Annotated in this window: 6 protein-coding genes; 2 read left to right on the forward strand and 4 right to left on the reverse strand. The window is 76.7% G+C overall.

Features of this window, described 5'->3' with window-relative positions; translation table 11 throughout:
• Positions 1-98: 98 nt before the first annotated feature.
• From D7294_RS09490 to D7294_RS09505, 4 genes are all read right to left on the reverse strand, one after another.
• Complete coding sequence (locus D7294_RS09490) at positions 99-9,323, reverse strand: type I polyketide synthase (protein ID WP_120677572.1); 9,225 nt, start codon at positions 9,321-9,323, stop codon at positions 99-101.
• A gap of 297 nt (positions 9,324-9,620) precedes the next feature.
• On the reverse strand, positions 9,621-11,120 hold the full coding sequence (locus D7294_RS09495) for an amino acid adenylation domain-containing protein (protein ID WP_241562225.1): 1,500 nt from the start codon (positions 11,118-11,120) through the stop codon (positions 9,621-9,623).
• On the reverse strand, positions 11,117-12,253 hold the full coding sequence (locus tag D7294_RS09500; RefSeq protein ID WP_120677574.1) for an acyl-CoA dehydrogenase family protein: 1,137 nt from the start codon (positions 12,251-12,253) through the stop codon (positions 11,117-11,119). The genes D7294_RS09495 and D7294_RS09500 overlap by 4 nt, the downstream gene beginning before the upstream one ends.
• Positions 12,231-13,550, reverse strand: coding sequence for a cation:proton antiporter (locus D7294_RS09505; RefSeq protein ID WP_241562226.1), 1,320 nt, complete (start codon positions 13,548-13,550; stop codon positions 12,231-12,233). The genes D7294_RS09500 and D7294_RS09505 overlap by 23 nt, the downstream gene beginning before the upstream one ends.
• 607 nt (positions 13,551-14,157) lie before the next feature.
• Here D7294_RS09505 and D7294_RS09510 point away from each other — a divergent pair.
• Positions 14,158-18,639, forward strand: coding sequence for a type I polyketide synthase (locus D7294_RS09510; RefSeq protein WP_120677578.1), 4,482 nt, complete (start codon positions 14,158-14,160; stop codon positions 18,637-18,639).
• Between the two features lie 20 nt (positions 18,640-18,659).
• Complete coding sequence (locus D7294_RS09515) at positions 18,660-20,312, forward strand: NAD(P)/FAD-dependent oxidoreductase (protein WP_120677580.1); 1,653 nt, start codon at positions 18,660-18,662, stop codon at positions 20,310-20,312.
• The last annotated feature ends 224 nt before the right edge of the window (positions 20,313-20,536 follow it).

Below are 20,536 nucleotides of genomic sequence, written 5' to 3' on the forward strand. Positions count from 1 at the left end.
GGTCGCGGCGCCGGGCACGGTGCCGGGCACGGTCGTGGCCTCGGTGCCGGGCAGGGCGCCGGTCGCGGTGCAGGGCACCGTCGTAGCCGCGGTGCCGGTCAATGCGAACGCCCGCGGTCGATCAGGTCGTTGGCGGCGCTGATCTCCTGGTCGAGCAGCGCGAGCAGCTCGTCGCCCCCGGCGCCGTCCGCCGGCCCTGGCACCAGGCCCTCGCCGGCCTCCTCGCCTGGCCCCGCGCCGGGATCGGCCCCCGCCGGGTCCGTGGGCGGCGCCTTCGCCGCGTCCGTCTCCGGCGCGGGCTCCGCTCCCGCCGGGTCCGCCGTGCCCAGGACCTCGGTGCCCAGGTAACGGGCCATGGCCTCGCTCGTGGGCTGCTCGAAGGCCAGGGTCGCCGGGAGCTCGCAGCCGAACCTGCGCTCCAGGCGCACCTTGAGTTCGAGCGAGGTGATGGAGCTCATCCCGATCTCGAAGAAGCCCTGGGCCGGGTCGAGATCGGCCGGGGACTCGACGCCGAGCACCACCGCCACCTCCTCCAGCACGCAGTCAAGCAGCAACTCGTCGTGCTCCCGCGGCGGCAGGGACCGCAGCCTGGCCAGCAGCTCCTCGGCGCCGTCCGGGGTCGCCGCACCGGCCGCCGCCATCTCGTCGAACAGCGGCCACGGCAGCGACTGCCGGTACAGCGGAAGCAGCAGGCTCCAGTCGGCGAGCGCGGCGGCCACCGGGCCGCGCTGCCCGGCCAGCGCCAGGTCGAGCAGCCGCAACCCGGTGCCGGGCGGGATCGGTTCGAGACCGCTGCGGGTCAGCAGCGCCCGGCTCGCGTCGTCCAGCAGGCCGACCTCGTCCCACGGCGCCCAGGCCACCTCGCACACCGGCAGGCCGAGCGCCGCGCGGTGCGCGGCCAGCGCCGCCAGCAGGCCGTCGGGGGCCGCCTGGCGGCAGGCTCCCGCGGCGCCCCACAGCGAGGCGACCGAGCCGAAGAGGACGAACAGGTCGAGCTCCAGGCCCTCCTCGGCGCAGGCCTCGTGCAACAGCCAGGCGCCACGGGCCCGTTCGGCCAGCAGCTTCCGCAGCTCGGCCGCCTCCGGCAGGGCCGCGGCGGGCTGGTCCAGGCGCCAGTCGACGCCAAGCCAGACCACGCCCCCCACCGGCGCACCCGCCCCCTCGGCCTCCTTCAGCAGCCGGGTCACCGCGTCCGCCGCGGCGTTCTCCCCAGGCGCGCCGGCCTTTCCGTGCTCCCCGCCGGCGAGCCGCCCGGCCGCGACCACCCGGCCCGCGCCGCGCGCGGCCAGCCAGTCGGCGGCCCTGGCGGCGAGTTCGCCCTCGGCGCCCGCCACCAGGTAGGTGCGGTCCCGGCGCAGCGCGACGGGTTCGAGCACCGGTCCCGGCGCGGGGTGGCGCACCACCCGGGCGGCCAGGCGGCGCCCGCCGCGCAGGGCGAGGTGGTCCTCGGCGGGCCCGGCGCCGCCTGGCCCGGCCTCCCAGCCGGTCAGTTCGGCCAGGATCGCCTCCGCCTCTGTGGCGGCCGCCGTCTCCGCCTCCGTTTCCGTCCCGGTCCCCGCCGCGGCCAGGGGGCCGGGCGGCACGGGCCGCGGATCGAGGTCGAGCACGCCGCCCCACACCGGCGGCCGCTCCACCCCGGCGACCGCGGCCAGCCGGTGCACCGGCGCCCGCAACGGGGCGCAGGGCTCGCCCGGGAACACGGCGACCGCGCCCCGGGTCACGCAGTGCACGCGCGCGGGGGCCGGGCTGCGCCCGGTGACGGCGAACGCGGCGGCGGAGGCGGCCAGCAGCGAGGCCGCGGCCTCGGCCGCCTCCGCGAGGCCCGCGGGGTCCGGCCCCGCCTCGGGCAGGGCGTCGGGCAGATCGAGGGCGGCCAGGTGCACCACCCCACGGTGGGCCGCGCCCTCCGCGCCGGCGCGCAGCGCGCGCGTCACCCGCTCACGCACCTCCCCGGGCGCCGTCGCGGTCACGGGAACCACCTCGTCCCCGCGCTCCCGCAGCAGCCGGACCAGGGCCTCGCCCACGCCGCCGCGGTCGCAGACCACCACCCAACTGCCTGTCGTCCGGGCCCGGTTCCCCGCCTCCCCGGCCTCGGCAGCGGCCTCGCCTGCCGCCTCGGCAGCGGATTCCCGGGCGGTGCCGGAGGCGGCCACCGGCGCGGGCGAGGAGGCGTGCCCTGCGGCCTCAGGGGCGGGAACCTCCCGCCAGTCGAGCAGGTAGAGGCTGTCCGCCAGGCGCCGGTGCTCGGCCGGGTCGAGCGCGATCCCCGGCGCGGGCGCGAGGCAGACCTCGCGCAGCTCCGCCACCGGCGCGCCCGCGGGCGTGCTCAGCCAGACGTCGGCGCGCACCTCGCCCTCCGCGCCCGGCAGCAGCCGCGCCCCGATCCGCACCGCGTCCCCGGCCGGGCCGAAGGCCGCCAGGGAGCCGATCCGCGCCGGCACGAAGCCCGCGGCCGCCTCGCCCGCGAGCAGCCGCGGCAGCAGCAGCGCCGCCTCCAGCACGTCCGGCCGCAGCCCCCAGCGTTGGGTGGCCGGGCGGCAGGCGAGCTCCACCTCCACCGCGTCCGGCCCGCGCCAGGCCGACACCGCGCGCGGCGCCGCCTCGCCGCCCGTGCAGGCCGCGGCCGACCAGGAGACGAGGGCCTCGTCCGGCGCGGAGTGCGCCCGCGCTCCGCCAGGCGCGAGCGCCGGGCGGCCACGCCCCGGCACCGCGCGCCCGGAGGCCAGCACCCGGAAGGGCTCCCCTGCGGGCTCCCCGGGGCGCGCGTGCAGCGTGAAGGCCCACTCCCCGCCGGGCCGCGGCTCCAAGGCCAGCTGCGCGAGGCAGCGCTCGGCCTCGAAGGCCGCGAACGGCCGCGGCAGCAGCACGTCCACCAGCCGGTGGGCCCGGTCCTCCCGCTCGGCCGCCGCCCGCGCCATCTCCAGCCAGCCGGCGGCGGGCAGGCGGCGCACGCCCTCCACCGGGCCCGCCCCCAGCGCGTCCGCCAGCTCGGCCCCGATCTCGGTCTCGAACAGCCGCACCCGCCCCGGCGTTTCGAACTCGCGCCCGAGCAGCGGGTGCGCGGCGCCCGGCCGGCCCACCGCCGCGGGGGCGCCCGCGGCGGGCCTGGCGTCGTGTTCCACCCAGTAGCGCCGGTGCTGCCACGGATAGCGCGGCAGATCGGCCTGCCGCCCGCCGCCCGGGTGCAGGGCCCGCCAGTCCACCCGGCGGCCCCGGGCGTGCAGCGTGCCGAAGGCCGTCAGCAGCGTGAGCGCGGAGCTCTCCTCCCGCAGCAGCGAGGGCACCAGCACGCCGCCGTTCACTCCCGCGGCGTCCAGCTCGTGCTCGATCGGGGTGAGTTGCAGGGGATGCGCGGACAACTCCACGAAGGTGTCGTGCCCGTCGGCCGTCAGCGCCCTGACCGCCTCCGCGAAGCGGACCGGCAGGCGCAGGTTGCGGCCCCAGTAGCCGGCGTCCAGTTCCTCGGTCACCGGACGGCCGGTGACCGAGGAGTACATCGGGACGGCGCAGGGCGCGGCGGCGAGTCCGCTCAGCCGCTCCTCGAGCCTGACCCGGAGCGGCTCGGCGAGCGGGCTGTGCGCGGGCCCGCCGGCCGCGACGGACCGGAAGAAGACGTTGCGCCGCCGCAGGCTCGCCTCCAGTTCGGCGAGGGCGGCGGTCTCGCCCGACACCACGGTGGAGCGGTGGCTGTTGACGACCGAGACCCAGGCCCGGTCCGCGAACGAGGCCAGCTCCCGCTCCGTGTGCTCGGCGTCCAGGCCGATCACGGCCATGCCCCCGCGGCCGACCAGGTCCCGCAGCAGCCGCGTCCTGTGGGCCATCACCCGCGCCGCCTCCGGCAGGCCGAGCGCCCCGGCGCACAGGGCCGCGGAGACCTCGCCCATGCTGTGCCCGACGACGGCGGCCGGCTCGACGCCGAGCGCCCGCCACACCGCGACCAGCCCGTACTGCACGGCGAAGAGCAGCAGCTGCTGGTCGAGTTCGTCGTCGAGCTCGGCGGCCCTGGCCAGCCGGCCGGCCACCGACCAGTCCAGGTAAGGGGCGAGGGCCGCGTCGCAGCGCTCGATCGCCGCGCGGAAGATTGGGTCCTCGGCGATCAGGTCGCGGCACATGCCGCGCCAGTACGAGCCGTGCCCGGAGAAGACGAACACCGGCCCGTGCCGCGGCTCCTCGCCCGCCGTCCCGGCGGCGATGCCGTTGCCGGTGCCGCCCTCGGCGAACGTGCGCAGCCGGGCGGCGAGTTCGCGGCCGTTGCGGCCGACGGCCACCAGGCGGTGGTCGAGATGGCCGCGGCGCAGCGCCGCGGTGTAGGCGACGTCGGCGGGATCGGGCGCCGCCGGTTCCCGCGCGGGCCCCGCCCCCGAGGGCTCCCGGCCCGGCCGCCCCGCCCCGGACGGCTCCTGCGCCGCCGGATCTTCTGCCCCCAGGGCCTCCGCGTCCGGCCCCTCCCCGGCGAGCAGGTCGGCGAAGGCGCGGGCCCGGTCGGCCAGCGCGGCCCTGGAGGCGGCGGAGAGCGGCAGCGCGACCATCCCCGAGGCGCCGCGGGCGGCGAGCGCCGTGCGGGCGGCGGGCGCGGGCGGCGCGGCGGGCTCGGGCGGCCGGGCGGCCGGCTCGGGGGCCTCGGCGAGCACGACGTGCGCGTTGGTGCCGCTGAAGCCGAAGGCGCTGACGCCGGCCACCCGGCGTGCGCCGTGCCTGGCGAAGGGCGTGGGCGCGGTCGGCACGCGCAGCGGCAGGTTCTCCCAGGGGATCTCCGGGCTCGGCTCGCGGAAGTGCAGGTGCGGCGGGATCTCCCGGTGCCGCAGCGCGAGCACCGCCTTGATCAGGCCCGCGATGCCCGAGGCGGCCTCCAGATGGCCGATGTTGGTCTTCACCGAGCCGACCAGGCAGGGCTCTCGGCCCTCGCGCCGCCCCAGCGCCCCGCCGAGCGCCTGCAGTTCGATGGGGTCGCCGAGCGGGGTGCCGGTCCCGTGCGCCTCCACGTAGCCGACCTCGGCCGGGTCGACGTCCGCGGCGGCCAGCGCCCGGCGCACCAGGTCCTCCTGGGCCGGGCCGTTGGGCACCGTGAGGCCGCTGCTCGGCCCGTCCTGGTTGACGGCGGAGCCCAGCAGCAGGGCCAGCACCTCGTCCCCGTCGGCGAGCGCGCGGGACAGGGGCTTGAGGACGATCACGCCGCAGCCCTCGCCGCGGGTGTAGCCGTCGGCCGCGGCGTCGAAGGTCTTGCAGCGGCCGTCGGCGGCGAGCGCCCCCGAGACGCTGGTGGAGCGGTGGATGGTGTCGCTGAGGATGAGGTTGACGCCGCCGGCGAGGGCGATCTCGCTCTCGCCGGCGCGCAGGCTGGCCGCCGCCAGGTGGACCGCGACCAGCGAGGAGGAGCAGGCGGTGTCCACGGCGAGGCTCGGGCCGTGGACGCCGAGCAGGTAGGAGAGCCGGCCCGCCGCGGCGGTGAAGGAATTGCCCGTGCCGTAGAAGGCGTCCACGTTGTCCGGGTGGCTGGTGACGATCTGGGCGTAGTCGGTGGAGTTCATGCCGAGGAAGACCCCGGTGCGGGTGCCGGCGAGCGCCGCGGGCGGCTGCCCGGCGTGTTCCAGGGCCTCCCAGGCGACCTCGAGGAACATGCGCTGCTGCGGGTCCATCACCCGCGCCTCGCGCGGCGGGATGCGGAAGAAGGGCGCGTCGAACTCGTCCACCCCGTCGAGGAAGCCGCCCTGCCACACCCGCGAGCCGCCGAACCTGCCCTCGGGAACGGGCCCGATGGCGTCCACGCCCTCCCGCAGCATCCGCCAGAAGCCCTCGGGGCCCGTGCCGCCGCCGGGAAAGCGGCAACCGATGCCCACCACGGCCAGCGGCTCGGCGGCCGCGGGCGCTCGCGACGCGGCGTGCGCCGGAGCGTGCGCCGCGTCCCGCGCGGGCGCCTGCGCCTCGGCCGGTGCGGGCGCGGGCGCCGGGAGCGCGGCGGGAACGGGCGCCGGAACGGGCGCCTGCGGTGCCGCGGCTTGCGGCCGCGGTGCCGGCTCGTGCGGGGCGGGCACCGGGGCGGCGGGGAGCAACTCGTCGAGGTAGCCGGCCAGGCGCTCGACCGTGGGGTGGTCGAAGCCGGCGGTCTTCGGCACCCGGACGCCAAGCGACCGCTGCAGCAGCCTGGCGAGCTCCACCGCCCCCAGGCTGTCCATGCCGAGTTCGGCGAAGCCCTGCCGGCGCGGCGGCAGGGCGCCCCCGGACAGCCCCAGCACCTCGGCGGCGTGCGCGGCCACCAGGTCGGCCAGCGCCTCGCGCCCCGGCCGCGGCGCACCGGCCCGCGCACTCCCGCCGGGCGGCGCGTCCTGGGCCCTCTCCCGCGGCGCCACCCCGGCGGCCGCCCCGGCCGGGGACGCGGTGCGCCCCGCGGGAGGCGGCGCGGCCTCGCCCGCCGCGGCGGCGGCGCCGCACGCCTCGCCCCCGCCGGCCGGCGGGTTCAGCCGCAGGTCGGCGACCTCGCCCAGGAGGCGGCCCGCCGCGTCGAAGACGCGCAACTCGCCGCGCAGCGCGCCGAGTTCCGGCACGCCTCCGGCGGGGCCCGCCGCGGCGGGCGCGGCGGCGGGCCCGGCGAACCAGAGCCGCTCGCCCTGCCAGGGATAGCGCGGCAGGTCCCGGCTCAGCCCGCCGCGCGGGCCGACCGCCTCCCAGTCGATCCGCGCGCCGCTCGCGTAGAGGGCGGCGAGGGAGGCGCGCGCGGTGCGCACGTCGTCGGTCTCGCGCCGCAGCGAGGGCAGGAGCAGGCCGTCGAGCCCGGCCTCCTCCAGGCACTGGGCGAGCGGCTGGGCCAGCACGGGATGCGGCCCGATCTCCAGGAACCTCAGGTGCCCGGCGGCGAGCATCCGTTCCACGGCCGGGGCGAAGAGCACGGGTGAGGAGACGTTCCGCCCCCAGTGGCCCGCGTCCAGGGCGGGCGCCTGCGCGGGCAGCGCCCCGTCGGGGCCAGGCGTGGTGGTGAACAGCGGTATCCGTGCGGCCTCCACCCGCAGGTCCGCGAGCCGCGCCGCGAGCTCCCCGCCCAGGGGCGCGAGCCGCGGGTGGTGGAAGGCGTAGCCGCCGGGCAGCAGGCGGCAGGTGGCGCCCCCGGCCCGCACCAGGTCGGCGAACTCCGCGACGGCCGCCTCCTCGCCCGAGACGACCGTGCTCCGCGGGCCGTTGACCGCGGCGAGGCCCAGCCGTTCGCCGAAGGGCGCGGCCAGCTCGGCCGCCTCGTCCCGCGGCAGCGCCGCCGCGGCCATCCGGCCCCTGGCCGCCTCCGCGGTCAGCAGCCGCCCGCGGAGCACCGCGATCCGCGCCGCGTCCGCCAGGCCGAGCGCCCCCGCGACGTGCGCCGCGGCGAGTTCGCCCATGCTGTGCCCGGCCACGGCGGCGGGCGCCACGCCCCAGGAACGCCACAGGGCGGCGAGCGCGACCTGCACCGCGAAGATCACCGGCTGGGCGAACTCGGTGTCGGTGAGGCGGGATCGGTCCGGCTCGGCCCGCAGCTCGGCGAGCACCGACCAGCCGGCCGCCTCGCGGATCACCTCCTCGCAGGCGTCGAGCGCCTCCCGGAACGCCGGCTCCCCGGCGTGCAGGTCCAGGCCCATGCCCGGCCACTGGCCGCCCTGGCCGGAGAACACGAAGCAGATCCCGCTCCCTGCGCCCTCGGGGTCGGTGCCCTCGTACGCCGGCGCCTCCTGCGGCGGGGCCGCGGGCTCCGGCGCCTCCAGGAACGCCCCCAGCTCCCCGGCGAGTTCGGCCGCATCCCCGCCGGTCACCGCCAGCCGGTGCGCGGCGTGGTGGGTGCGCCGGGTGGCGGCGGTGGCCACGTACGCCTCCAGCGCGCCCCCCGCGCCCTGGCCGAGCGCCGTCAGCCGCTCGCGGTGCGCGGCGGCCAGCTGCCGCAGGGCCGCGCCCGACTTTGCGGAGACCGGCAGCACCAGGCAGCTCCTGCCCTCCCTTGCCGTGCCGCTCCCGGACCCGGCCTCCCCGGCCGGTGGCGCCGCGGAGGGCCGGGGCGGGGACTCCAGCAGGACGTGGGCGTTCGAGCCGCTGAGGCCGAAGGCGCTCACCCCGGCGATCCGCGGCGCGCCGTCGGGCCCCGGCCAGGGCACGGTCGCCGCGGCCTCGGGCACGCCGAGGCCCCAGCCCGCCCAGTCGATGTTCGGGTTGGGTTCGCGCAGGTGCAGGTGCGGCGGGATCTCCCCGTGCCGCACGATCAGCGCGGCCTTCAGCAGGCCGGCCAGCCCCGCCGCCGCGTCCGTGTGCCCGAGGTTGGTCTTCACCGAGCCGATCAGCAGCGGGTTCTCCCTCGGCCTGCCCTTGCCGAGCACGTCGCCCAGGGCGTAGGCCTCGATCGGGTCGCCGAGCGGGGTGCCGGTGCCGTGCGCCTCGACGTAGCCCACCTGGCCCGGCTCGATGCCCGCGCTGTGCAGCGCGGCGCGCAGCAGCCGCTGCTGGGCGGTGGCGCTGGGCACGGTCAGGCCGGCGCTGTTCCCGTCGTGGTTGACCGCGGAGCCGCGGATGACGGCCAGGACGTCGTTCCCGTCGGCGAGCGCGTCGCCGAGCCGCTTCAGCACCACCACGGCGCAGCCGTCGCCCCGGACGATGCCGTCGGCGCTCGCGTCGAACGCCTTGCAGCGCCCCTCGGGCGACATCGCGCCCGCCTTGCACATGAACACCGTCAGCTCGGGCGCGAGCAGCAGGCTGACCCCGCCGACGAGCGCCGCGTCCGACTCGCCCGACAGCAGGGACTGCCGGGCCAGGTGCACGGCGATCAGGGAGGAGGAGCAGGCGGTGTTCAGCGAGAGGCTGGGGCCGTTGAGGCCGAGGAGGTAGGAGAGCCGCCCGGAGGCGAAGCTGGTCTCCTTGCCCGTCGCGTACCAGGGGTCGATCGCGGCGATGCCCGCCTCGTGCGCGTGCCGCAGGTAGTAGTCGGCGCCCAGGCCCCCGGTGTAGACGGCGGTGCGGCTGCCGAAGAGGTCGCCGGGGACGATGCCGGCGTCCTCCAGGGCCTCCCAGGCCACTTCGAGCAGCAGCCGCTGCTGCGGGTCCATCTGCCTGGCCTCGCGCCGGGAGATGCCGAAGAACGCGGCGTCGAAGCGCTCGATGTCGGGCAGGAACCCGCCCCAGCGGGTGTGCATCGTGCCCGGGCGGTCCGGGTCGGGGTCGTAGTACCGCTCCAGGTCCCAGCGACTCGGCGGTACCTCGGAGATGGCGTCGGTGCCGCTGTGCAGCAGCCGCCACAGGCCGTCGGCCCCCGTGCCGCCGCCGGGAAAGCGGCAGCCGGCGCCGACGACGGCCACTGCCTCCTCGCCGCCAAAACTCATGGTTCCTCCGTAGCGGAGCGGTGGTCGTGTGGTGGATGGCGCGCGCGGATCTACCGTCTCCCCGGCGTCTGGAGCGGACCTCGAAGCCGGGTCAAGGGTCCGCGCGGCGCCACGCGGGACCGCCACGGGCCGCGCGGGACCGCCACGGGCCGCGCGGGACCGCCGTCGGCCACGCCGCCGGCCCTGGCCGGGAACGCGCCGGACCGGGAACGCGCCTCGCCGGGAACGCGCCGGCGCCCCGCCGTCCCGGGGGCTTCTCCGGGACGGCGGGGCGCGGCGACGGGCGGCCGGGCGGGCCTACAACTCGCCCGCCTCGGCCCGCGCGGTCAGCAGGCGGCGGTCCAGCTTGCCGTTGTCGGTGCGGGGCAGCTCGCCGATCAGGGAGAGCCGGTCGACGATCATGTACGTCGGCAGCCGTTCCGCGCACCTGCGCTTGACCGCGAGCAGCGAGGGGCCGCGCTCGCCCGCGGGGACCACCACGGCGTGCAGCCTGGCCCCGAGGCCGGTGCCCGTGACGAGGACCGCGACCTCGGCCACCTCGTCGAGCGTGGACAGGGCCGCCTCGATCTCGCCCAGCTCGATGCGGTGGCCGCGCACCTTCACGAGGTGGTCGCGCCGCCCGGCGTAGTGCAGCACGCCCGCGGCGTCCCGGCGGACGATGTCCCCGGTGCGGTAGGGCCCGCGCTGCGGCTCGCGGCCCCAGTAGCCCAGCATCACGGTCGGCCCGGAGACCAGGAGTTCCCCCTCGGCGCCCTCCTCCGGGTCCAGCCACACCCGGTCGCCCGAGCAGGCCCGGCCGATGGGCAGCGGGGCCTCGCCCTCCAGGTCGGCCTCGGTGAGCTCGTAGGAGGTGCAGACGTTCGTCTCGGTGGGCCCGTACCAGTTCAGCAGGCGGGTCTTGGGCCACTCCCGGCGCAGGGCGCGCGCGTGGTGCGGCGCGAAGGGCTCGCCGGCGAAGACGCAGGCGCGCAGCGCGGGGGGCGGCGGCCCGTCGAGCAGCCCTCCCTCGCGGATCATCAGGCTCAGCGCCGAGGGCACCGAGTACCAGACGCTGATCTCCCGCTCCCTGAGGAAGGCCACGAGCTGCGCCGGGGCGTAGGCCATCTCCTGCGGCACCAGGTGCACCGAGGCGCCGGTCAGGAAGGCCGCGTACAGGTCGAAGACGGACAGGTCGAAGTTGAACGGCGCGTGGTTGGACAGCCGGTCCTCCGGGCCGACCTCCAGCTCGGCCGCGGCCCAGGCGACGAAGGCCAGCGCGTTGCGGTGGCTGAGGCACACGCCCTTCGGCTCCCCGGTCGATCCCGAGGTGTACAGGATGTACGCCGGGTGATCGGGGCCGCAGGCGTGGGGCGCGGGGGCCGTCAGCCCCTCGGCCGCGGCCCGCAGTTCGGCGAAGCCGCACAGCGCGGCCTCCGCCCAGCCCGCCGCCGCGGCGCGGCGCAGCGCGTCCTCGTCGGCCACCACCAGGGCGGGCCGCGCGCTGTGGGTGATCAGCGTCAGCCTGGGGGGCGGGTTGGCGCCGGTGACCGGCACGTAGACGGCGCCGAGGCGCAGCGCGGCCTGCATCACGGCGATCGCGTCGAGGCACTTGTGGCTCCAGATCACCACCCGGTCGCCCGGGGCGACGCCGCGGTGGGCGAGCGCGGCGGCGTACCGGCCGGCCAGCGCGTCCAGTTCGCCGTAGGTGAGGCACCCCTCGGGGCCCTGGACGGCGAGCGCGTCCGGGGCGCGGCGCGCGGAGGCGGCCAGCAGCGCGTGCAGGGGGCCGTCCGCCCCGGGGGCCTTGGCGGAGATCACAGCCCGAGCTCCTTCGCGATGAGTTCCCGCTGAATGTCGGAGGTGCCGGAGAAGAGGACCGAGGGGACCGCGTCGCGCAGCGCCGCCTCGATGCCGTCGGCGCTCTGGTAGCCGCGGCCGCCGAAGACGCGCACCGCGTCCAGCGCGCTGGCGAGCACCCCCTCGGAGACGGCCAGCTTCGACAGGGCGATGGAGAGCCTGGCGTCCTCCCCCCGGTCCATCTCCCAGCAGGCGCGGTAGAGCAGGAGCCTGGCCGCCTCCAGACGCAGCTTCATCTCCGCGATGCGGTGCGAGACGGCCTGGAACTGCGCCAGCCTCCTGCCGAACTGCCGCCGCCGCCTGGCGTGCGCCACGCACCGCTCAAGCAGCCGGTCGGCGAGCCCGAGGTAGCCGGCGAACAGGCAGGAGCGCTCCCAGCCCATGGAGTACTGGAAGATCAGCCCGCCCTGTCCCTCCTGGCCCAGGACCCGCTCGTTGGGCACGAAGCAGTCGTCGAACCTGATCGCGCCCGCCGGGCACTGCCACAGGCCCATCTTTCCGAAGGGCTCGCCGACCGTGAGCCCCCGGTGGCCGCGGTCCACCGCGAAGCCGGTCACCGAGAAGGGGCCCGCCTTGGGGTCGGTGGTGGCGTAGGCGACGTAGACGTCGGCGGCCGGCCCGTTGCTGACGAAGCTCTTCTCGCCGTTGAGCACCCAGCCGCCGTGCGTCCTGGTCGCGGTGACCGCGAGGCTGCCGACGTCGGAGCCCGCGTCGGCCTCCGTCATGGCGTTGCCCGCGATCAGCTCCCCGGAGCACAGACCCGGCAGCACGGCCCGCCGCAGCGGCTCGCTGCCGAACTCGGCGATGGGCATGGCGCAGGCGAACAGGTGGGCGCTGGCGCCGAAGACGAGGCCGGTCTCCGCGCAGCCGCGGCCGAGCGCCTCGATCAGGCGGGCGCTGTCGAGGGCCCCCAGGCCGCGGCCGCCGTAGCGGGCGGGCACCGGGGGGCCGAGCAGGCCGAGATCGCCGAGCTTGCGCCAGTCCTTGCGGGTGTAGGGCTCCGTGCCCGGCTCCCTGGGCGGGAACGCCTCACGGACGGCCGTCAGCGTCTCCTCGTACCTGGCGCGTTGCTCAGCGGTCCAGTCGAACTCCACGCTCTCTCCTCTCCCCTCCGGCCACGGGCCGGTCCCTGGTCGTCACGTCGCTTCGCCCATGGCGGAGCATCACGGTCAGCAGCGGTGAGGTCATGGCGGTGGTGACGAGCGCCATCATCACCATCGCGGTGAACAACTCGGTGTCCAGCAGGCCGAGGTCGAGCCCGATGTTGAGGATCACCAGCTCGGTGAGGCCGCGGGTGTTCATCAGCAGGCCGAGCGTGGCCGACTCGTGCCAGCCCATGCCGCTCATCCGGGCGGAGAGCAGGACCCCGCCCAGCTTGCCCAGGCAGGCGGTGGCGATGATGAGCAGCATGTGCACGGCCCCGGTGGCGGTCATCGAGGTCAGGTCCACCGAGAGGCCGGTCACCACGAAGAACACCGGAAGCAGCAGGCGCCCGGCGTGCTCCAGCGGCACCCGGGCCGCCTGGTGCAGGAGTTCCGTCTCGGTGTGGCGGGGCATGACGAGGCCGAAGACGAAGGCGCCGAAAATGGGGTGGAGCCCGATCTCCGAGGTGAGGTAGGCCGAGCCGAGCGCCCCGGCGGCGGCGAGCGTCGCCAGGTGGTGGCCGGCCCGGGGCGCAAGGCGGGCGAGCCGGGCCAGGCAGGGGCGTACCACCGCCAGCATGACGGCGATGAACACCGCGCCCCAGCCGATGACGTCGAGGAAGCCCCCGGCTCCCGAGGCGGTGGCCAGGGCCGTGACGACCGCGAGCAGGCACCAGGCGAGCAGGTCGTCCAGGGCGGCCAGGGCCAGGGCCTGGGCGCCGAGCCTGGTCTGGTGCAGGCCGCTGTCCCAGATGATCCTGGCCAGCACGGGGAAGGCGGCGATGGACATGGCGGTGCCCATGAACAGGGCGAAGTCGGCGAAGTCGAGGCGGTGGCCGTCCACGGTGTCGTAGGAGCCGAAGAGCAGGCCGGCCAGGCCCACGCCCAGGCTCAGCGGGAGGGCGGCGGCCGAGAACCAGACGACGCCCGTGGTGCGGCCCCGGCCGCGCAGCGTGTCGAAGTCGAACTCCCAGCCGATGATGAACATGAAGAGCACCAGGGCGATCTGGGCGACCACCGACAGGTAGCCGCGCACCCCGCCGGGGAAGAACTGTTCGGGCAGGTCGCCCGGCAGGAGACCGAGCAGGCTTGGCCCCAGGCAGATGCCGGCGGCGATCTCGCCGATGACGGCGGGTTGCCGCAGGCGGCGGGCGAGTGCCACGAAGAGAGTGCCGACGGCGAGGACGAGCGCTATGCCCCCGATCGTCGTGGTGGTGACCCAGTCCAGGTCGGTCGCTGCGAGGGACACGAGAGCTCCAGGAGGGTGGGCACGGCGGGCCTGACGTCTCGGGAGGGTCCTGGGCGTCATCAGCAGCGTCGGGAAAGGGACTTGAGGGCGGGTCAAGGCTCACCGGAGTGAATGCGGGCGTCGCGCGCCGGAGTGGGCGCCCCGCGGCGCTCAACCTGCCGCATGCGCCCGCCCGGTTCGCGGTGGGCCGTGGCGGACCGTGGCGGGTCGTGCCCCGCCGCCCGGCCCGGAGACCGGCCGCTCTCGACCAGGAATCCAGATCGCGTTGCCACGCTCGGTGCGGGGGGCCCGGTGATCCACACGCGCCCCGCGGATCACGCCGCGGCCACCCGGCCGCGCACCGCCGGGCCCCCCGCGCCCCGTTCGAGCCCGAGCCGACGAGACCCGGCAGAGGCCGAACGGGCGCCCGGCCGCCCCCGGGCCCGCTCACCAGCCGGCGCCCGTCAGCACCGGTCGACAGCAGTCAGCGTCAGACGGCAACCGGCGACAACGGCCGACAACGGGCGACAACTGTAGATATCGGCCAATTCAGGTGCATGCCGACTAAGTCCGCGGGATCAGGACAGAACTGCCACAAGCCGACAGGCCCGACAGGAAATGGTGTGGGATGACGGAAGCGGAAGTCGACTACCGGGCGCGCCTCGGCCAGGCGCTGCAGACCATCAGCCGATTGCGGAGCTTCCTCGCCGAACGCGAGCTCACCGACCAGCGCCGGACCTCGCCCATCGCCGTGATCGGCGCCGCCTGCCGCCTGCCCGGCGGCGCCGACTCGCCCGAGTCCTTCTGGCGCCTGTTGAGCGAGTGCACCGACACCGTCCGCCGCTTCCCCGAGGAACGGGCCGACGCGACGGCCGTCTTCGACCCCGACCCCGAGGCCCCGGGCAAGGCGTACAGCATCCACGGCAGCTTCCTCGACGCCTCCCACGACGTCGCCGCCTTCGACGCCTCCCTCTTCGGCATCACCCCGGACGAGGCCGTCGGCATGGACCCCCAGCACCGCCTGATCCTCGAACTCTCCTGGGAGGCCCTGGAGCGCGCCGGCCTGCCCCCCGACGGCCTCGCCGGCAGCAGCACCGGCGTCTTCCTCGGCGCGAGCACCAGCGACTACGTGCGCATGCGCCAGCAGCTCAGCCGCCCCGAGGACGTCAACCCCTACCAGGTCTTCGGCGAACCCGCCTTCCTCGCCGGGCGCATCTCCTACCAGTACGGGCTGCGCGGCCCCGCCCAGGTCGTCGACACCGCCTGCTCCTCCTCGCTGCTCGCCGCCCACCTGGCCTGCCGCAGCCTGCGCGAGGGCGAGTGCGACCTCGCGCTCGCCGGCGGGGTCAACCTGATGCTGATGCCCTACGGCTTCGTGCTCGTCAGCAAGGCCGGTGCCATCGCCCCCGACGGCCGCTGCAAGACCTTCGACGCCTCGGCCGACGGCTACGGCAGGGGAGAGGGCGGCGTGCTGCTCGTCCTCAAGCGGCTCGCCGACGCCACCGCCGACGGCGACCCGGTGCTCGCCGTCATCCACGGCAGCGCCGCCAACCACGACGGCCGCTCCAGCGGCCTCACCGTCCCCAGCGGCAGCGCGCAGCAGGAGGTCGTCAGGGCCGCCCTCGCCGACGCCGGACTCACCCCCGACGACATCGGCTACGTCGAGGCCCACGGCACGGGAACCGCGCTCGGCGACCCCATCGAACTGCGCGCCCTCGACGCCGCGCTCGGCCCCGGCCGCCCCGCGGACCGCCCCCTGCTCGTCGGCTCGGCCAAGGCCAACGTCGGCCACCTGGAGGCCGCCGCCGGCGCCACCGGCCTGCTGAAGGCGGCGCTCGTCCTCACCCACCGGCAGGTCCCCCCGCAACCCTGGTTCCGCACCCCCAACCCGAACCTCGACTGGGACCGGCTGCGCCTGCGGGTGCCCACCGCGCCCACACCCCTGCCGGCCGGCGAGGGCGGCCCGTACGCCGGCCTCAGCTCCTTCGGGGCCAGCGGCACCAACCTCCACATGGTGCTCGGCGCACCCCCGCCGCGCACCCCGCACGAGGTGCCCACCCGCCCGCACGAACTGCTGGCGCTCTCCGCGGGCTCCGAGGCCGCGCTGCGCGCCCTGGCCGCCCGTTACGCCGACTGGCTGGGGGCCGAACAGCCGCCGCTCGCCGCCCTGGGACACGCCGCCGCCCTCGGCCGCGCCCACCTCCCGCACCGGCTGGCCGCCGTCGCCGCCTCCGCCGGCGAACTGCGCGAGCGGCTCGGCCGGTTCGCCGCGGGCGAGCCCGCGCCCGGCCTCGTCCACGGGCGCGCCGCCGCCACCCGCCGCGCCAAGGTGGCCTTCCTGTTCACCGGCCAGGGCAGCCAGTACCCCGGCATGGGCCGCGGCCTCTACGCCTCGGAACCCGCCTTCCGCGAGGCCATCGACCGCTGCGCCGGCCTGCTGCGCGCGCACCTCGACCGGCCGCTGACCGAGATCCTCGGCTACGCCGGCGGCCGGGACCACCAGGACGTTTCGCGCGGCCGGGACGGCCGGGACCCGGCCGGCGGCACACAAGCCCCTGACGCCGCGGACGGGGCGCAGGGCGGCGCCCTGCTCGACCGCACCGCGTACACCCAACCCGCCCTGTTCGCCGTCGAGTACGCGCTCGCCGAGCTGTGGCGCTCCTTCGGCGTGGAGCCGGGCGCGGTGCTCGGGCACAGCGTGGGCGAGTACGTCGCCGCCTGCGTCAGCGGGGCCCTCGACCTGCCCGACGCGCTGCTCCTGGTCGCCACGCGGGCCAGGCTGATGCAGGCCCTGCCCGAGCCGGGCGCCATGATCGCGGTGCCCCTGCCGGAGGAGGAGGCGCTGGCCGAGGCCGCCGCGGTGCCCGGGGCCGCGGGCCGGCTCTCGGTCGCCTCGGTCAACGGCGCACGCGACACCGTGCTCTCCGGCGCGGCGGAGGCCGTCGACGCCCTCGCCGCCCGCCTGGCGGAGCGCTCCGTGCGGGCCAGGCGGCTGCGCGTCTCGCACGCCTTCCACTCCCCGCTCGTCGAGCCGGCCCTCGACGGGCTGCGCGAGGCCGCGGCGCAGGTCACCCCCCGCCCGCCGCGGATTCCCCTCGTCTCCAACCTCACCGGCGCCCCCCTCACCGAGGCGGAGCTCGCCGACCCCGGCTACTGGGCGCGGCACGCCAGGGAGGCGGTCCGCTTCCGTGAGGGCATGGCGACCCTCGACCGCCTCGGCTTCACCGTCTTCCTCGAAGCAGGGCCCGGCCGCACCCTCCTCGGCCTCGGCTCGGGCTGCCTGCCCGAGGGCGGGCGGCAGTGGATCGCCTCGATGCGCCGCAGCACCGAGGACACCGAGCAGATCAGGAACGCCCTCGGCCTCCTCTACACGCTCGGCCTCAGGCCGCACTGGCCCGCCGTGTACCCGCCGGGACCCTACGACCCCGTCGGCCTGCCCACCTACGCCTTCCAGCGGGAGCGTTACTGGTTCACCGAGCGCCGCCCCCTCGCGCTGGGGGAGCCGGGGGCGGAAGGCGCCGCCGCGGACGGCGCCCGGGAGGCGGCGGGCGCAGGCGAGGAGGCGACGCGGCCCGCCCTGCTGGAGCGGCTGCGGCAGGCGGCGCCCGGCGACCGCGGGGCCCTGGTCGCGGACCACCTGCGGGCCCAGCTCGCCCAGGCCCTGTGGACCCCCGCCGAGGAGATCGGCGCCGACACCGACCTGCTCGGCCTCGGTCTGGACTCCCTGCTGTGCATGCAGGTCGTGACCGCCTGCAAGCGGGAGCTCGCCGTCACCCCCGCCCTGCCGCGGCTCTTCGAGGACCCCACCCTGGACGCCTGGGCCGCCCACATCACCGGCCTCGCCGAGCAGGAGCACGCGCTGCCAGGCGCCGCCGGCGGCCCCGAGCGCGCCCTCGCCGACTGGACCGACCCGGCCAGGCTCGCCCGCGAAGGCGAACTCCCCGAGGACATCAGGCCCGGCGCCCCCACCCGCGCCGACTGGCGGAACCCGGCCCACGTGCTGCTGACCGGCGCCACCGGCTTCGTCGGCGCCCACCTCCTCGACGAGCTGCTGCGGTCGACCCGGGCCACCGTGCACTGCCTGGTCCGCTGCGAGAACCCGGCCGAGGGACTGGCCAGGCTGCGGCGCAACGTCGAACGGTACGTGCCCTGGCCGAAGGACGCCGAGCGGCGGATCGAGGTCCTGCCGGGCGACCTGGGCAAGCCGCTGCTGGGGCTCGGCGAGGCCCCCTTCGACGCCCTCGCCCACCGGCTCGACGCGATCTACCACAACGGCGCCCTGGTCAACTTCGTCCACACCTACCGCCAGTTGAAGGCGCCGAACGTCGGCGGCACCCAGGAGATCCTCCGCCTGGCCTGCCGCGGGCCGCTGACCCCCGTCAACCACGTCTCCACCTTCGCGATCTGGGGCGTCCCCGAGGACCTCACCACGGTCTTCGCCGAGAAGGACCCGCTCGACCGCGCCGGGCGGCTGGTCAACGGCTACGTGCAGAGCAAGTACGTCAGCGAGCACGTCGTGCTGGCCGCCCGCGCCCGCGGCATCCCGGTGAACGTCTACCGGCTGGGCCAGATCACCGGGCACTCCCGCACCGGCGCCTGCATGAGCAACAGCTTCACCACCGCCGTCATCGCCGGCTGCGTGCAACTGGGCAGGGCGCCCCTGCTGGACATGCTGGTGGAGATGACGCCGGCCGACTACGTCTGCCGGGCCCTGGTCCACATCTCCACGGCCACGCGGGAGTTCGGCGACGCCTTCCACCTGGTGAACCCCGAGCGGATCGCCTTCAACGACATGATCGGCCACCTCGTGCGCAGCGGCTGGGCGGTGGAACAGATCCCGGGCGAGGAATTCCTCGCACTGCTGCAGGCGGACATCGGCGTGAGCGAGGGCAACCCGCTGCACCTGCTCGTCGACACCATGCGGGAGATCGTCCACGCCGGCCAGGACTCCATGAGCTACCGCGTGGACGAGCTGCGCCGCGCCCTCGCGGGCAGCGGCATCGACTGCCCGCCGCTCGACGAGCGGCTCCTCGACACCTACACGGCCTGGATGGTCAGGGAGGGCATGCTGCCCGCCCCGGCCGAGCCCGGCACGACGCAAGACCAGTGAGCGGAAGGAACAGCTTGAGCATGCCAGCGAACACCACAGGGCCCGGGGACGCCGAACGGCACGACGTGATCGTGCTCGGCTCGGGACTGATCGCCTCGATCCTCGCCGCGGCCCTGGCCAGGCAGGGCATCGGCGTCGTCCTGGTGGACGGCCCCACCGACGGACGGCTGGTCCGCGGGGAGATGCTGACGCCGCCCGCGCCCGTGCTGCTGCGGACCATCGCCGCCCGCTACGGCCTGCCCGAGGTCGCCCACCTCGCCTCCTTCGACGAGCTGAGCGAGGCCACCGGACCCAGCAGCGGCCGGGAGCGCTGCCACAGCTTCCTCTACCACCGGGCGGGCCGGCCCCTCGACCCCTCCGAGGTCCTCCAGCTCAACCCGCCGGACGTCCCGCCCGAGCCCAACCTCTACCGCCCGGACGTGGACGCCTACCTGCTGCGGACGGCGCTCGCCCACGGGGCCCGTGCGGTCCTCGACTCCCCGGTGCGGGGCGTGGAGGTGCGCCGGGACGGGGTGCTGCTCACCACGGGCAGCGGCCGGCGCCTCCTCGGCGGCTACCTGGTGGACGCCTCGGACCGGGACTCGCCCTTCGTGGCCGCCCTCGGGCTGCGCGAGGAGCCGACCGGCCTGCGGCTGCGCACCCGCTCCCTCTACACCCACATGTCGGGCCTGACCGAGGTGGGCAGCGTCTACGGCGGCCCCTCGTTCGCCCCGCCCAGGCCCTGGGAGGAGGGCAGCGTCCACCACGTCTTCGCCGGCGGCCACCTGTCCGTCTACGGCTTCGGCAACCACCCGCGGGCCACGCACGGGCTGAGCGCCGTGTGCCTCACCCTCGACGTCGACCGCCACCCGCGGGGCGAGTCGCCCGAGGCCGAGTTCTCCGCCTTCCTCGACGCCTACCCGAGCGTGGCTCCGCTGTTCGCCGCGGCCAAGCCCGAGGCGCCCTGGGAGGCCACCGGGCGGCAGCAGTACTCCTCGGCCAGGACGGTCGGCGAGCGGTGGTGCGTCATCGGCGAGGCCGCGGGATACGTGGACCCCTTCTTCAACCGCGGGCTGATCACCGGCCTGGAGCAGGCGAACGGCCTGGCCTGGCGGCTGATCGAGGCGGCGCGGGCCGGGCACTTCGGGCGGGACAGGTTCGCCCCCCTGGAGCGCATGGGCCGCGAGCTGCTGGCCGCCCAGGACGGGCTCGTCTCCATGATGCTGGCCTCCACCCACGAGCACATCACGTGGCGCACGGCGCTGTCCCTGCTGGAAACCGGGCTGCGCTTCGGCCAGTTCGTGCCGGCCGGGGCCGTCGGCGCGCTGCTCGGCACGGGCTCGGACGCGGAGCTGCGGAAGCTGGAGGAGATCGACCACTACGGCTCGGTCTTCCCGGGCCACCACGGCTACAACGAGCTGCTCGCCACGGCCCGCGAGGAGTTCACCGCCGCCGCGGCGGGCGAGCGGGACCCGGGGGAGACGGCGGCGGGGGTGCTCGCCCGGCTGCGCGGGGCGGACTTCGTCCCGGACTTCTTCGTCCTCGACACCGTGGACCGCTTCCCGCCGCAGCTCGGCCCGGCCGACATCCTGCGGCTTGAGGAGTGGGCGCGCAACGGCGCCCCGGCCGACGTGGCCGCCATCGCCCTGTCGGCCGTGGCCACCGTGCGCGGCCGCATGGCGGCGCAGGGCTGAGCCGCCCAGGACCCGGGCCGCGGGGAGCGGAAGCCCCGCCGGGTCCGGGAGAGGGCGCGTCCGGGACTCCCCCGGCCCGGGCGCGCCGTTCACGGCCGCCGCCGCGGCCGCCTGGGGCCGGCCGGAAGAGGCCGCCGCGCACCACCGCCTGGACGCCCCGCCCCGCCTCCCCGGCCCCCGAGAGACCCCCCCGAGAGAAATCCCCCGAGAAACCCCCCAAGAGA

The sequence above is a fragment of the Streptomyces hoynatensis genome (genome assembly GCF_003626535.1).
Taxonomy (GTDB): Bacteria; Actinomycetota; Actinomycetes; order Streptomycetales; family Streptomycetaceae; genus Streptomyces; species Streptomyces hoynatensis.